General features: G+C 71.5%; 12 protein-coding genes. 2 read left to right on the forward strand and 10 right to left on the reverse strand.

Features of this window, described 5'->3' with window-relative positions:
• The first annotated feature begins 124 nt into the window (after nucleotides 1-124).
• Together ACIRD8_RS31460 and ACIRD8_RS31465 are read left to right on the forward strand one after the other, a co-directional pair.
• Nucleotides 125-958, forward strand: coding sequence for a pectate lyase (locus tag ACIRD8_RS31460; protein WP_403999068.1), 834 nt, complete (start codon nucleotides 125-127; stop codon nucleotides 956-958).
• Between the two features lie 173 nt (nucleotides 959-1131).
• Nucleotides 1132-2067, forward strand: a complete 936-nt coding sequence (locus tag ACIRD8_RS31465) for a hypothetical protein (protein WP_403999071.1) — start codon at nucleotides 1132-1134, stop codon at nucleotides 2065-2067.
• A gap of 30 nt (nucleotides 2068-2097) precedes the next feature.
• Here the strand turns inward: ACIRD8_RS31465 and ACIRD8_RS31470 are convergent, their stop codons facing one another.
• The 10 genes from ACIRD8_RS31470 to ACIRD8_RS31515 form a co-directional block, all read right to left on the reverse strand.
• Nucleotides 2098-3231 carry a dienelactone hydrolase family protein gene (locus ACIRD8_RS31470; RefSeq protein WP_403999074.1) on the reverse strand — a complete coding sequence of 378 codons (1134 nt, stop codon included), beginning with the start codon at nucleotides 3229-3231 and terminating at the stop codon, nucleotides 2098-2100.
• Nucleotides 3228-4331 carry a pectinesterase family protein gene (locus ACIRD8_RS31475; protein ID WP_403999077.1) on the reverse strand — a complete coding sequence of 368 codons (1104 nt, stop codon included), beginning with the start codon at nucleotides 4329-4331 and terminating at the stop codon, nucleotides 3228-3230. The genes ACIRD8_RS31470 and ACIRD8_RS31475 overlap by 4 nt, the downstream gene beginning before the upstream one ends.
• A gap of 91 nt (nucleotides 4332-4422) precedes the next feature.
• On the reverse strand, nucleotides 4423-5751 hold the full coding sequence (locus ACIRD8_RS31480) for a polysaccharide lyase family 1 protein (RefSeq protein ID WP_403999079.1): 1329 nt from the start codon (nucleotides 5749-5751) through the stop codon (nucleotides 4423-4425).
• Nucleotides 5752-5833: 82 nt separating this feature from the next.
• Nucleotides 5834-6664: a rhamnogalacturonan acetylesterase gene (locus tag ACIRD8_RS31485; RefSeq protein WP_403999147.1), complete on the reverse strand. Its 831-nt coding sequence runs from the start codon at nucleotides 6662-6664 to the stop codon at nucleotides 5834-5836.
• Nucleotides 6665-6796: 132 nt separating this feature from the next.
• Nucleotides 6797-8131 (reverse strand): ABC transporter substrate-binding protein, encoded by a 1335-nt coding sequence (locus tag ACIRD8_RS31490; RefSeq protein ID WP_403999082.1) that lies wholly within the window; start codon nucleotides 8129-8131, stop codon nucleotides 6797-6799.
• A gap of 278 nt (nucleotides 8132-8409) precedes the next feature.
• Entirely contained in the window at nucleotides 8410-9960 is a 1551-nt protein-coding gene (locus ACIRD8_RS31495) for a family 43 glycosylhydrolase (RefSeq protein ID WP_403999084.1), read from the reverse strand.
• Nucleotides 9957-10784 carry a PmoA family protein gene (locus ACIRD8_RS31500; RefSeq protein ID WP_403999087.1) on the reverse strand — a complete coding sequence of 276 codons (828 nt, stop codon included), beginning with the start codon at nucleotides 10782-10784 and terminating at the stop codon, nucleotides 9957-9959. The genes ACIRD8_RS31495 and ACIRD8_RS31500 overlap by 4 nt, the downstream gene beginning before the upstream one ends.
• A complete protein-coding gene (locus ACIRD8_RS31505) occupies nucleotides 10781-12124 on the reverse strand; it encodes a Gfo/Idh/MocA family protein (protein ID WP_403999090.1) in 1344 nt (447 codons plus the stop codon). The genes ACIRD8_RS31500 and ACIRD8_RS31505 overlap by 4 nt, the downstream gene beginning before the upstream one ends.
• A 4-nt stretch (nucleotides 12125-12128) precedes the next feature.
• On the reverse strand, nucleotides 12129-13046 hold the full coding sequence (locus ACIRD8_RS31510) for a carbohydrate ABC transporter permease (protein WP_403999093.1): 918 nt from the start codon (nucleotides 13044-13046) through the stop codon (nucleotides 12129-12131).
• The gene (locus ACIRD8_RS31515) at nucleotides 13043-13981 is read right to left on the reverse strand and encodes a carbohydrate ABC transporter permease (protein WP_403999096.1); all 939 of its coding nucleotides are present in this window, start codon (nucleotides 13979-13981) and stop codon (nucleotides 13043-13045) included. The genes ACIRD8_RS31510 and ACIRD8_RS31515 overlap by 4 nt, the downstream gene beginning before the upstream one ends.
• Nucleotides 13982-14037 lie beyond the last annotated feature (56 nt).

Below are 14037 nucleotides of genomic sequence, written 5' to 3' on the forward strand. Positions count from 1 at the left end.
TCCGAGCGTCCGGATCCGGACGACTGGGAAATCAGGCGGGAGACCCGGCAACCCTTTCCCGGGCGGCGGCGACCCATGAGCGCAACACACTGCCCCCACCCCCTAGGAAACGGGACCGACGAACATGAGCGAACGAGCGCACACCCACCGGCGCAGGCCCGGCAAGCGCCGCATGGCCGCCGCGCTGACCGCGGCCCTGGGCCTCACCGGCGCCGCACTGGCCACCAACATGATGCTGCAGCCCGCAGGCGCGGCGACGGCCGCGGTACCGGCCTGGCCGAGCGCCACCGGCACCCAGGCCGTCTCGAAGACCATCGAGGTCTCGGGGACGTACGACGGTTCGCTGAAGCGCTTCTACGGGAGCGGCGACCTCGGCGGGGACGGCCAGGACGAGGGCCAGGATCCGATCTTCAAGCTGGCCGACGGGGCGACGCTGAAGAACGTCATCCTGGGCTCGCCGGCCGCCGACGGCGTCCACTGCTCCGGCAGCTGCACGATCCAGAACGTCTGGTGGGAGGACGTCGGCGAGGACGCCGCGTCCTTCAAGGGCACGTCGACCGGATCCGTCTACACGGTGTACGGCGGCGGCGCGAAGAAGGCCTCCGACAAGGTCTTCCAGTTCAACGGCGCGGGCAAGCTGGTCATCACGAAGTTCCAGGTCTCCGACTTCGGCAAGCTCGTCCGGTCGTGCGGCAACTGCTCCAAGCAGTACAAGCGCGAGATCACCGTGAACGACGTCGACATCACGGCGCCCGGCAAGTCCCTGGTGGGCATCAACACCAACTACGGGGACACCGCCGCGCTGCGTTCGGTGCGGATCCACGGGGACAGCAGCAAGAAGATCAAGCCGTGTGTCCGCTACACGGGCAACAACACGGGCGCCGAGCCGAAGGAGACCGGCAGCGGTCCGGACGGCACGTACTGCCGCTACGCCGCGTCGGACCTCAGCTACGACTAGGTCCTCGCACGCGCTCGCCTGAGCTGTCCGCCCCTGTCCGTAGCGCCGGCCGGTGGGGGCGGACAGCGCTGTCCGGCGGGGCGTGGCACCGGCGATTGCGCCATGGTTTCGCCCGGTCGACACTTGGACGTGAGGATCCTGCTCGGGGAACCTACCGAGGATGTGCGCGCATCATGCCCAGCTCCGACAGCACCGGCCGCGAGGGCCGGGACCCGGACGCCGAGATCATGGTCCCGGGGGACGACGGCGATCCCGATGAGGGGCCGTCAGATGTCTTCCTGGACGTGCCGTCCCTGCATGTGGACAAGCTGGACCTGGAGGTCGACGACCTGGAGGCCCACGTCTCGCTGAAGGCCGAGGTGCTGGACCTCCTCAAGCTGAACGTCGGGGCGGACGTGCGGCTCGGGCGGGTGCAGCTGGGCATCGAGGGTGTCGATGTCCAGGCGCAGCTCAAGGTGCGGCTCCACCACATCGCCACCATCGTCACCCGGCTGCTGGCCACGGTGGACCGCAACCCCCAGATCCTTGAGCAGCTCACCCGCGGCGTGGGTACGGCGATCGAGGACGTGGGGGCCGGCACCGGCCGGGCCGCGGGAGAGCTGGGCGAGGGCGCCGGCGCGGCGGTGAGCGAGGTCGGCCGGGGAGCGGGGACGGCGGTCGAATCCGTCGGCGCGGGCACGGGCTCGGCGGTGGAAGGGGTGGGCGACGAAGCCGGCGCCGCCGTCGAGGACGTGGGCCGCAGCGCCGCGGACGCCGTCGATCAGGTCGGCGAGGCCGGCGAGGCCGGCGAGGCCGGCGAGGCGCAGCTCGGCGGCGAGCACGAGGAGGCGGAGGAGGCGGAGGAGGAACCCCGCCGCCCGGCCGCCCGCCGCAGGCGCCGGGCCCCGGAGCACTCCGGCGAGGAGGACAGGCCCCGTCGCGCTCCCGCGAAGAAGAAGAAGGCGAGCCGGGACAGGAAGACGACGGCCGGGAAGACGACGGCCAGGAAGACAACGGCCGGAAAGCCGGCAGCCGCGAAGCCGGGGGCCAGGAAGGCCGCGGCGAAGAAGTCGTCCGCTGCGAAGAAGGTCACCAAGAAGGCGGCAGGCCACCCCCGGCACGGGACGTAGCCGGCAGCAGTGCGGGGTGAAGCGCGCCCCTTACACAGGACACCGTGGAGCGGTCGGCCGGTTGCTCCGGGGCCGTGCCGGATCCGGGGCGAGCCATGTGTCCAGCCAGGTGTACACCGCGTCCTGCATGGCCGCCGAGAAGACATGGCCGGTGTCCGGCCAGACGGTGGTGGTGAGCCGGTCACCCGCTCCCTGCGACTCCCAGACCGCGCGCAGCTTCGCGTACGCCCTCTCCACCCCGGCCGCCGTGAAGAGGTGGTCCCGGCCGCCCGCGTGGAAGAGCGCGGGCTTGGGGGCGGCGAGTGAGGCCACGTCCGGGATGTCGAGACGGCGGTGCAGCCCGGGGTGGAGCATGAAGTACGCGGACTGGCCGCGCAGCGCGTTGTCGCCGGGGACCATCATCTCCTTGAGCCCCGTCATCCAGCAGACGGCCGCCGCCGCCCTGACGCCGTCGGAGAGGGCGGACAGCTGCCAGGCGCGGTAGGCGCCCATGGAGAAGCCCAGCGCGCCGACGCGCCGTTCGTCCACCTCGGGCAGCGAGGCGAGGAAGGCGGCGGCGCGGATGTCCTCGTGGGCGGCGAGGCCGGCCGCCGAGGTGCCCAGCTGGAGGAGGTTGGCGGCCAGCGCCTGCTGGTCCTCGTAGGCGAGGGGGCCACGGTCACCCCAGCCGAGGGTGTCCACGGCGAGCACGGCGTAGCCGCGGGCGGCGAGTTCGTCGCCGATGAACCGGCCGCCGTAGTTCCGGTCCGCCCACGCGGTGGCGCGCGCGAGGCGCTCCGGGTCCGACCGGGGCCGTACGGTCTTCTCCCGGCCGATCGTGAACTCGGACCCGTGGTCGTGGAGAACCAGCACCGCGGGGAACGGCCCCGCCCCGTGCGGCACCAGCAGGGATCCGCGCGCCCGCCCGTAACGGCTGAGGGCGAACTCCACGGTGCGCGCGGTGTACGGGCCGGCGTCGCACGCATCGACGGTCACCGGGTCGAACGGCTCGGGGCCGGGGACCGGCGGCTGCAGCAGCGACTCCCCGACCGCGGCGCGCGCCTCGGCGCGCCAGGCCGGGAAGTCACGTGCCGCCGACCTCTCCCAGGAGAGCGGGAAGGTGAGTTCGTCCTTGAGCCGCTCGTGGAAGGCGGGGAGGACCCGTCCGGTGATCCCCAGGTTCACGCGTAGGGACGCCAGTCGCCCAGGTATCCGGCCACGGTGTGCGCGCGGGCCTCGGAGGCGGTCAGCTGCGGACGGTTCGCGGGATCGGTGACGCGCTCGCCGGGGCCGGTGTTGCGGTACTCGGCGAAGCGCTGGTCCTGCCAGGGGAAGCCCGCGGACATCGTGCCGTACGGCGTGACCGCGTCGATGCCCGCGCCGAGGTGGCTGTCGCGGACGGTCAGCATCGGGTGGGCGGTGAGGTCGGAGGAGGGCACCCAGGGGCGGGCCAGCTTGTAGTACGCGTCGGGGGCGGTGCTGGTGACCCGGGAGCGCAGGACCAGGTAGCCGCGCGGGTTGGCCCCCGCGGTGCTGGGCGCGAAGACGAAGCCGTACGGGGCCGAGGCCAGGTCGGTGCGGGTCAGGGTGCGGAAGTGGCAGCGGTCGTAGACGGCGGTGGCGCGGCCGAAGACGAAGTCGACGTCGCCCTCCACGTAGCAGTCCCGGTAGTACTGGCGGGCGAACGCGGTGAGGGCGAGGGAGTCGGCGTACAGGGTGTCCTGGTGGCCGAGGAATCGGCAGCCGTAGAACGCCGACCGGTCGCCCTGCACCTTGATCGCGACGGCCTGGGTGCCGGTGTACTCCGGGTTGTCGGAGCGCAGCCAGTCGTTGGCGAAGGTCACGTCGCGGGCGGTGAACCCGGCAGCCGCGACGGTGACGGTGGCCGATCCGCTCGTGCCGTAGGTGCCGGACCCGTCGGGCTTGGGCGTGCCGGCCGCGTTGTCGTACACGAGGACGGTGTCGCGGGGGTCGCCGCTCGCGCCGATGAGGGTGAGCTCCGCCCGGGCGGCGGTGACGAGGACCGTGGAGCGGTAGGTGCCGGGGGCGAGCACCAGGGTGTGGCCGGTGCCGGACGCGGCGTCGACGGCGGCCTGTACGCCGGTGTGGTCGCCCCTGCCGTGCGGGTCGACGTACAGCGTCCGGGCGTCGAGCCGCCGGGCCGGTGAACCGTATCGGCCGAAGGGGCGCTGGTGCGCGGGCCGGGCCCGGGCGGCGGGTGTGCCGAGGGCGAGGGCGGCGCCCGCACCCGCGAACAGGGTCAGGGCGCTGCGTCTGCTGGGCATGGCGGTACTCCTTTGGCGGGGTGGGGCCGGAGCGGCGCCCTCCGGGGTGCTGGAGAGCGTGCGGTGCCGCTCCGGCCGGTTCTCGGGTGGGTCAGCGGAGCGTCGGCCTGCCCGCACCGGCGCCCAGGCCGACGAGCAGCGGGACGACCAGCGGGTGGTCGACCTTCGTACGCAGCTCCGGGGTCCAGCCGGCGCCCACGGTGAGCTGCTCTGCGGGCACGCCCGCGTTGTGCACGGCGATCAGGTCGGTCTTCCGGCCGTTGACGTAGTTGTCCCCGGCCGTGAGGGAGGACTCGGACCACTTCTTCAGGACGGTGGCCTTGTCGACGCCCGAGTTGAGGGTGAAGGCGTTGTGCTCGGCGACGAGCCGGGACTCGGCCCCGATGCCGTACGTGTAGCCGTAGGCGCTGCCCTTGGTGGAGACGAAGTGGTTGTTGTACGAGTCGACCTGGCCGAAGCGGACGCGGGGCGCGCGCTCGTTGACGTCCTTGAAGAGGTTGTGGTGCAGGGTCACACGGAGCTTGCCCCGGTCGTCCGCCCCGGCGCCGTCGCTGTTGCCGATGAGCATCGTCTTGTCGTGGTCCTTGAGGACGTTCCAGGAGACGGTGACCAGGTCGGCGCCGCGGACGATGTCGAAGAGCCCGTCGTGCTGCTGGAACAGCTCGTCGAAGTACCGGGGCTGGTCGGCGTCGGGGCGGTCGCCGTCGCTGAAGGTGTTGTGGTCGACCCAGACGTGCCGGGAGCCGTACACGACGAGGTTGTCGTACTCGGAGTTCCAGTGGCCGGTGTCGCCGTCGGTCGGGTCCCACTGGGGGAAGCAGTCGTAGGTGTCCTCGAAGGAGAGGTTCCGGATGATGACGTTGGAGACGTTCTTCACCTGGAGGCTGGCACCGATGACGGTGGCGTCCTTGCCGACACCGATGAGCGTGGTGTTGGACGGGACGTTCACGTTGACCGCCGCGGCCTGCAGCTTCGCGGACTTGACGCGGGCGTCCTCCAGCGGACCCGAGGGGACCTCCTCGGTGCCCCAGACGGCCGGGTCGTAGGCGGCGAGGTACTTCTCCAGGGTGTAGCCGTCCTGCTGGTAGGCCTCGCAGCCGATCGGGGTGCCGGCCGCGTCGGAGTTGCCGTGGACGGTGCCGGCGATCCTGACGATCTTCGGCGCGTCACCGGCGTCCTCGAAGGCCGCGATGAGCTCGGCCCGGTTGGTGACGGTGTAGACGTGGTCGGGGGTGGCGGCCGCTCCCCCGGTGGTGGAGCCGTCGGCGGCGGCCCAGCCGTCGCCGGAGGGGAGCACGGAACGCTCGGCTCCCTTGGCGTGCGGGGAGGAGGCCTGGGCGGGCAGGCTCACGGCGAGGGCGAGCGAGGCGCAGCCCATCACCACGGCGATGGCGCGGACGTGTCTCATGCGTGCGGGCATGGCTGATCCCTAACTGTCGTACGTGTGAATGGGAGAGGAAACAGTCGTACGTGTGACGGGGGGAGAAACAGGGGAGCGGGGATCAGGCCTGCGGCCAGGTGATCCACGTCCCCGGCACCGGCTCGCCGAGGCGGCGCAGGTCGCGCGGCGCGAGCACGCGCCCGTCCAGCAGGGCGCGGGCGGTCGTCCGGGCCACCTCGACGGCGCCGTCGGGCCGGAAGTGTGTGTTGTCCTGCACGCCGTCGGGGTGGTTGGGCGACTCCCCCGGCTCCAGCCAGTTGAAGTACGCCTTCGTCCCGTCGGGGCCGAGCTCCTGCCAGCGGGCGAGGGAGAGCGCCTGTACGTCGAGCAGGGTCACGCCCTCCTCGGACGCCAGGGCGCGCATCGCCGCGGGGTACTCCCCGTGGGTGGGCTTCGCGGTGCCGTCCTCGGCGAAGCGGCGGCGCTCGACCGGGGTGATCAGCACGGGCTCCGCGCGACGGGCGCGGGCGCCCTTGACGTACTGGCGCAGATACTCCTGGTAGGTGGTGTACGGATCGGTGCCCCGGGCGGGGTCCTCGGTCTTCTCGTCGTTGTGCCCGAACTGGACGAGGACGATGTCGCCGGGGCGGACGCCTTCGAGGAGGGCGGTGAGCCGGCCTTCGTCGATGAAACTCTTGGAACTCCGGCCGTTCACCGCGTGGTTGGCGACGGCGAGCTCGCGGCCGAGGAAGAAGGGCAGGGCCATGCCCCAGCCGGTCTCGGGGGCGGCGTCGGCGTACTTCTGGGCCGCGGTGGAGTCGCCCGCGATGTGGAGGGTCCTGTGCCGGGGCCTTCCTCCGCCACCGCCGCCGTGCGCGAGCGCGGGGGTGGCACTGAGGGCGAGGGGCAGCGCGAGGAGCGCGGCTGCCGTCTGTCTGCGGGTGAGTGACACGGGATGACTGCCTCTCTCGGAGGACACGCGTGAGGTGGTGCGTGGGGAGAAGAGGGACCGGCGGCGGGGTGCGACCCGGACCGCCGCCGGTCCCCCGGTCATCGGGGGTGCCGGCCGTGACGGGACGGCCGGTCAGCCGTTGCCCAGTTCCTTCCACTCCTTCTGGGCGGCGTTCAGCTCATCGGCCATCTTGTCGAGGAAGGCCTTGGCCGTGATCTTGCCGAGGAGCAGCTTCTGGAACTCGGGCTCGTTGTCGGCCTTGCTGATGTTGTTCCAGTCGGGCAGGTAGTAGGGCAGGTCGACGATCTTGGTGGAGCCGTCGGTGAGGGCCTTCGCGGCGAGCGCGGTCGGCTCGGTCTCGTTGATCCAGGGGTCCTTGGCCGCCTCGGTGTTGGCCGGGATGGCGCCCGCGGACTCGTTCCACTTGCTGTTCGACTCGTGCGAGGCCGCGAACTCGATGAACTTCCAGGCCGCGTTCTTGTTCTTGCTGGACCGGAAGAGGCCGAGGCCGTCGACGGGGTTGGAGACCTGGACGCGGGTGCCGCCCTCCCCGATGGGGGCGGGTATGCCGGCGAACTTGTCCTCGCCCAGCGCCTTCAGGTGGTCCTGGTAGGAGCCGAGGTTGTGGCTGAGCATCCCGATGGTGCCGGTGTCCCACTGGGCGACCATCTTGGTGAAGTCGTTGTTGACGTCGGCGGCGGGCGTCGTCTTCTTGAAGAGCGCGGCGTACTTCTCCAGTGCCGCGACGTTCTTCGGGTCGTTCAGGGTGGTCTTCTCGCCGTCCCAGAAGTCGGTGATCCCGGTCTGGCCGTAGATCGCGTCCAGGGCCTGGGCGATGGAGCCGGCGCCGCCGCGGATGGTGTAGCCGAACTTGTTGTTCTTCGCGTCGGTGAGCTTGTCGGCGGCCTCGTAGAACTTGGGCCAGGTGGTGGGCGCCTCCAGCTTCGCCGCCTCGAACAGGTCGGTGCGGTACCAGAGGGCGCCGTTGTTCGCGGAGGTCGGCACGGTGTACATGTCGTCGCCCCGGCCGGCCGCGGCTCTGACGCTCTCGACCATGTTGTCGACGAGCTTGCCCTTCAGCGGCGACTCCTCCAGCCGGTCGCTGATCGGCTCCAGGGCCTCCTGGGACACGATGTTGGCCAGGTACGCGGTGCCGACACCGCCCACATCGGGGAGGCCGCCGCCCGCGATGGCCGTGTCGTACTTGGACTGGACGTCGGCGATCGGGATCGGGACGTACTTGACCTTGATGTCCGGGTTCTTCTTCTCGAAGTCCTTGATGATCTCGGTCCAGATGGCGGTGCGCGGACCACCGTTGTTGTCCCAGAAGGTGATCTCGCCCTTCCCGCTGCCCTCCGTGCCTGAGCTGCTTCCGTCGTCGCCGCAGGCGGTGGCCCCCAGGGCCAGGACCGCGGTGAGGGACACCGCGGTCGCGGCACGCCCCCGGAGCGTCTTCGAGATGTTCATGTCGGCTCTTCTCTCTCGGAATCTGTACGCGTGCGTGGGGGGAGGTTCAGTGGTGCGTGCCGTGCGGCGCCGGTGTGCGGGTCCGCACCGGTCCGGCCCGGACGTGGTGTCGGCCCGGCGGGTGCGCCGGACGTCCCCGTGGCAGCTGTTTCCGACGGCCGGCGTCGTGGTTCCACGCATGCGGGAAAGCGGCGAGGGTGAAGGCGGTGGACAGGCTTCTCGCTCTGGTGCGCTCGGTACGGAGGTGCGTCATTGCGGCTCCCTACAGCGGTGCGGGGTCAGGCTCTGCGTGGTCGTCCGGTGGTGCGGAATGCGGTGAAGCCGGCTGTTCCCGACGGCCCGGTGCCGGCCGGCGCGGTGGCGAAGAGGCCCAGGAGCGCTCCCACCCAGCGCCACGGGGTGGCCGCGAAGACCTGGCCGGACGGCTGGAAGCCGGACCCGTCGCCGGTGTCGGCGTGGAAGCGGCAGCGGGCGCCCCGGGTGACCTCGATGCGCACGCGTACGGCGGCTCCGGGCGCGGGGCGCGGGTGTGCGGCGTCCCGCTCGTGCTCGGCGACGGTCTCGGCGTACCGGTGGACGAGCCTGGCCGTCCCGTCGGGCCCGGCCTCCAGGCCGATCCACGAGAAGGCGTCCCCGAGGACGGCGAGCCCGGCCTTGGCCCCGGGTTCGGTGGAGTCCAGGGTGATGCCGGTCTCGACGGTGAACTCCTCGGCGGGCAGCCGCTGCACCAGGACGTTGGGCAGGGCCCGCAGATCATGGGCGTACGCGGTCCGTACGCAGCTGAGGCGCAGCCCGTCGCCGCCGTGTCCGACCGTCCAGCCGGGGCGCGGGTCGGCGGTCCACTGCCACTGACGGCCGTACCGGCCACCGGGGAAGTCGTCGCTGGAGGCCGGTGCCCCGACGGTCTGCTCCGGGGCCTCGGGGCTGCGGTGCACGAGGACGGGTTCGCCCTCGTCGCCGATGACCGGCCAGCCGTCTCCGTCCCAGCGCATCGGCTGGAGGTGCACCACACGGCCGTACGCCCCGCGGGCCTGGAAGTGCAGGAACCAGTCCTCGCCGGCGGCGGTGCGCACCCAGCCGCCCTGGTGCGGGCCGTTGATCTCGGTGGTGCCCTGCGCGAGGACGACCCGCTCCTCGTAGGGCCCCTCGAACGTGCGGGAGCGGAAGGCTCCCTGCCAGCCGGTCTCCACTCCCCCGGCCGGAGCGAAGATCCAGAACCAGCCGTCGTGGCGGTAGAGCTTGGGGCCCTCCAGGGTGAACCAGCCCGGGATGGTGTCGGCGTCGACGAGGGTGGTGCCCTCGTCGAGCAGCTCGCGTCCGTCGGGGCTCATCCGGTGGCCGGTGAGCCGGTTCTTGATCCCGGAGCGGGACTTCGCCCAGGCGTGCACGAGGTACGCCTCGCCGGTCTCCTCGTCCCACAGGGGGCACGCGTCGATCAGGCCCTTGCCCGCCTTGACGAGGTGCGGGGCACTCCAGGGGCCGCGGATGTCCTCGGCGTTGATCTGCTGGATGCCGTGGTCGGGGTCGCCCCAGAAGATCCAGAAGCGTCCGGCGTGGTGGCGCAGCGAGGGTGCCCACACCCCGCAGTCGTGGCGCGGCACGGCGAAGTCGGCTTTCGGTTCCAGCCGGTCGAGGGCGTGGCCGATGAGCGACCAGTTGACGAGGTCGCGGGAGTGCAGCAGGGGCAGTCCGGGGACACGGCCGAAGCTGGAAGCGGTGAGGTAGTGGTCCTCGCCGACGCTGATCACGTCCGGGTCGGACCAGTCGGCGTTCAGGACGGGGTTGCGGTAGGTGCCGTCCCCGAGGTCGGCCGTCCAGGGCATCGTCACGCGGCGACCGCCTTGCGGACGTGGGCGGCCGCGGCGTCCCGGTCGAGGCGTCCGTCGGCGACGACGGTGACGACCCGGCGTACGACGGTGGCTCCGGCGGCGACGGGGAGCCGGCGGTCCGCGGCGAGGGAGGAGCCGACCCCGGGGTACTCGGTGGTCCGTACGAACCAGGGGTCGCGCCGGGTCTCGTCGGTCGCGCCGGCGAAGACGAGCGTCCAGCCGTCGCCGGAGAGGGCCAGCCAGTCGGCGGCCTTCCCGTGCACCGCTTCCTCGCCGTCGAGCGTGCCGCTGAACACGGCGGGCGGGGCGGCCTCCTTGGGCGCGCGCCAGAAGAAGCCGCCGTATCCGGCGCCGGGGCGGCCGTTGGTGGCGGGGCTGCCGATGGAGAGGTCGCTGCCGCCCCGGTTGGTGAGGGAGAAGGAGAAGTCCAGCGCCCAGGCGGTGCCGGAGATCTCGCTGACGGCGACGGTGCGGTGCTCGCGCAGCAGCTCGGTGCCGTCGGCCTCCCAGCTGAGCTCCTCCACGAAGCCGTCCGGGTCGCGCAGCTTCCAGCCGAGGTGGCGCTGCGTCCCGTGGTTGTCGAGCGCGGTGGGGCCCTGGCCCCGGACGAAGGTGCGCCCGCCCCAGAAGTTGTGTCCGGCCACGTCGGGCACCGCGACGGAGGCGCCCAGGTGGTGGATGTGGTCGGCCGGGCGCTCCTCGGTGACGGGGGTGCCTGCGAGGGTGGTGACGGGGTGCAGATAGGGGCGGCTGTCCGTCCCGGGCCGCTGGCTGTAGCGGCCGACGGGGCGTCCGGCGCAGCTCAGGAGCGCGGTGGTGGTCATGCGGTGCTCACCTCGCTGGGTCGCGCCCAGGAGGCGCCTGGGGCCTGTGTGGAGTTCCGGGCCGGGCTCCCGACGTCCTGCGGCTCCGTCTCCGGCGTTGTCGTCGGTCGCGAGGGCTCCGCCATCGCTCCCTCCTCCGCCTTGGATACGGAGCCGCAGGACGCCGCTCGCTGATCCAGCCCAGAACTCCACACAGGCCCAAGTTCGGAGAAGAGGCTGAGGGTGTCGGCCGCGGCGGCGACGGTTCCGTCGATGCCGCGCACGATGCGCCGTACGCCGCCGCCCTGGTCGGCGGGCCGGGTGTGCCAGGCGGACGCGGGCAGCGCGGTGGGCTCGGGGGCGGTGCGTACCGCTTCCAGGACCCGCATGAACGCGCCGGTGCGCTCCGGCGGTACGAGGAGCGCGGTGCCGTCCTCCAGGTGGCCGACGAGGTTCTCCAGGAGGTCGGTCCGCCCGTGCACGGTCTCCTCGGGGCCGTGTCCGGCGCGCTGGACGAGGACCCGGTCCTGCTTGTACCAGAAGGTGATGCGGCCCCGGTCGCCGTGGACGATCACGTACGGCTCGCCGGCCTCCTCCGCGCAGAGGGTGACGGCGACGGTCACCGGCAGCCCGTCGGTGGTGGTGATCCGGACGCAGCTGGTGTCGTCGGACTCGATGTCGTGGGCGCGGAACAGCTCGGTCTCGATGGACGTCACGTCCTCGGCCGTTCCCCGGCCGGCGAGTTCGAGCGCGGTGGCGACGGCGTGGGCCAGCGGGTTGGTGAGCACCCCGTCGACCACGTCGGTCCCGCCCATCCTGCGGCGCCCGGCCCACGGCGCCCGCCGGAAGTAGGCGTCGTCGCGGACCCAGGCACCGGCGGCGCCGACGCCCCGGACGGTGCCGATGGCTCCGGAGCGTACGAGCTCCCTGACGGCCGGCACGGCGTGCGAGCCGAGGGACTGGAAGCCGATCTGGCAGGCGATGCCCGCCTCCCGTACGCCGTCGGCCATGCGGGCGTAGTCCTCGTAGGTCGCGGCGGGCGGCTTCTCCAGGAGGAGGTGGACGCCGCGGGCCGCCGCGGTCAGGGCCAGCGTGGTGTGGGTCGGGATGGGGGTGCAGATGACAGCGGCGCGCGCGCCGGTGGAGTCCAGGAGGGCCCCGAAGTCGGCGGACTGCTCGGGCATCTCCCCGGCGAACAGGTCGAGTTCGGCGTCGGTCAGCGGGTTCAGCTCGCAGACTCCGGCCAGTCTGACCAGGCCCTGGCGCTGGAGGCGGCGGATGTTGGCGAGGTGCCAGCGGCCGTGGCCGCGTGCTCCGGCCAGGACGACGGGCACGGGGGTGGTCGCACTCGTCCGGGTCATGTCGTCATCCCTTCACGGCGCCGGCGCTGAAGCCGGTGATGAGCCACTTCTGGATGAAGGCGAAGACGATCACCACGGGCACCGCGGCGATCACACCGCCCGCGGCCAGCGCTCCGAGGTCGACGCTGTCGGCGCCGATCAGGGTGTTGAGGCCGACCGGGATCGTCTGCTTGTCCTGTTCGCTGAGGAACATCAGGGCGAACAGGAAGTGGTTCCAGCTGTGGACGAAGGCGAAGGAGCCGACCGCGATCAGTCCGGGGCGCAGCAGCGGCAGGACGACGGCGCAGAACGCCTTGAAGCGCGAGCAGCCGTCCACCCAGGCGGCCTCTTCGAGGGAGACCGGCACGTTCTTGATGAACCCGCTGATCAGGATGATCGACAGGGGGAGCTGGAAGACGGTCTCCGCGATGACCACGCTCCCCAGGGAGTTGATCATCTGGAGGTTCTTGAAGATCTCGAAGAGCGGCACGAGCATCAGGGCGCCCGGGATGAACTGCGAGCAGAGCAGCGCCAGCATGAAGGCGCCCTTGATCTTGAAGTCGAACCGGGCCAGGGCGTAGCCGCCGGCCAGCGCGACCAGGGTGGTGGCGATCAGCGTCGCGACGCCGACGATCATGCTGTTCTGGAAGAAGAGGGCGAAGCTGCGCTCGTTCCAGACCTTGGAGAAGTGGTCCCCCGTCATCGGCCAGGGCACCAGCGAGGTGGAGCCGGCGGGCCGTACGGCGAAGAGGAGCATCCAGTAGAACGGGATGAGCGTGAACAGCAGGTAGATGCCGAGCGGCACGTAGATCTGCCAGCGCGGTACGTCGTCGAAGGCACGCTCGCGCTTGGGACGGCGGGGTGAGGAGGGCGGCGGGGTGGCGTCCCCACGGGACTGTCCCGGCGTGCGGGCGTCCTTCTTCTCCACGAGTGCGGCAGTCACTTGTTGTCGCCTCCGAACTTGCTCAGGCGCAGATAGACGATCGAGCAGAAGAGGAGGATCACGAAGGCGACGGTGGTGAGCGCGGAGGCGTATCCGAAGTCGTGGCCCTCGATGCCTGTGTTGGCGACGTAGAGCGGGAGTGTGGTGGTCTCGCCCGCCGGTCCGCCGCCGGTGAGGGTGTAGAGCAGGTCGACGTTGTTGAACTCCCAGACCCCGCGCAGCAGGGTGGCCAGGATGATCGCGTCGCGCAGGTGCGGGAGCGTGATGTGGAAGAACTGCCGCAGCCGGCCGGCCCCGTCCACCGACGCCGCCTCGTACAGCTCCTTGGAGACGGACTGGAGGTCGGCGAGGATGAGGATGGCGAAGAAGGGGACTCCGCGCCAGAGTTCGGAGACGGTGGCCGCCCAGAACACGGTCCCGGTGTCGGAGAGGACCGAGGTGCCGTACTCGCCGATCCCGGCGTCCGCGAGGTAGCGGCTGAAGCCGGTCGAGGAGTTGTAGAGCAGGATCCAGATGGTGCTGGTCAGCACCCCGGAGACGGCCCAGGGCGAGAAGACCATGGCGCGGGATATGCCGCGGCCGATGAAGGTCTGGTTGACGATCAGGGCGAGCGCGAGGCCGAGCGCGAGCTGGAGCGTCACCTGGGTGAAGACCCACTGGGCGCTGAAGCCGAGCGTCGGCCAGAACTGCTCGTCCTCGGTGAAGATCCTGGTGAAGTTGTCGAAGCCGGCGAAGCCGTTCCGCCACGGCTTGGTGACGTTGTAGTTCTGCAGGCTGTAGTAGAAGACGCTGACCACCGGGTAGGCGATGAAGCCCAGCATCAGCAGACCCGCCGGCGCGATCAGCAGATACGGCAGTCGGCGGGGGGTGGCCGAGCGGCGCTTGGACGCCTTCCCCTTGGGGGGCGGTGTGGCCACGGCTGCGGATTGGGCCATGACGCGTCTCCGATCTCTGGAAAGTGCTGGATGTGCCGTGCTGTCGGCGCATGTCT

The sequence above is a fragment of the Streptomyces sp. NPDC102451 genome (assembly GCF_044765485.1).
In the GTDB taxonomy this organism is placed as follows: domain Bacteria; phylum Actinomycetota; class Actinomycetes; order Streptomycetales; family Streptomycetaceae; genus Streptomyces.

What these genes read in the sequence shown, in the direction of transcription:
- ACIRD8_RS31460 (WP_403999068.1), top strand. Translation starts at nt 125, where the DNA reads ATGAGCGAACGAGCGCACACCCACCGGCGCAGGCCCGGCAAGCGCCGC.
- ACIRD8_RS31465 (WP_403999071.1), top strand. Translation starts at nt 1,132, where the DNA reads ATGCCCAGCTCCGACAGCACCGGCCGCGAGGGCCGGGACCCGGACGCC.
- ACIRD8_RS31475 (WP_403999077.1), bottom strand. Translation starts at nt 4,331, where the DNA reads ATGCCCAGCAGACGCAGCGCCCTGACCCTGTTCGCGGGTGCGGGCGCC.
- ACIRD8_RS31480 (WP_403999079.1), bottom strand. Translation starts at nt 5,751, where the DNA reads ATGCCCGCACGCATGAGACACGTCCGCGCCATCGCCGTGGTGATGGGC.
- ACIRD8_RS31490 (WP_403999082.1), bottom strand. Translation starts at nt 8,131, where the DNA reads ATGAACATCTCGAAGACGCTCCGGGGGCGTGCCGCGACCGCGGTGTCC.
- ACIRD8_RS31500 (WP_403999087.1), bottom strand. Translation starts at nt 10,784, where the DNA reads ATGACCACCACCGCGCTCCTGAGCTGCGCCGGACGCCCCGTCGGCCGC.
- ACIRD8_RS31505 (WP_403999090.1), bottom strand. Translation starts at nt 12,124, where the DNA reads ATGACCCGGACGAGTGCGACCACCCCCGTGCCCGTCGTCCTGGCCGGA.
- ACIRD8_RS31515 (WP_403999096.1), bottom strand. Translation starts at nt 13,981, where the DNA reads ATGGCCCAATCCGCAGCCGTGGCCACACCGCCCCCCAAGGGGAAGGCG.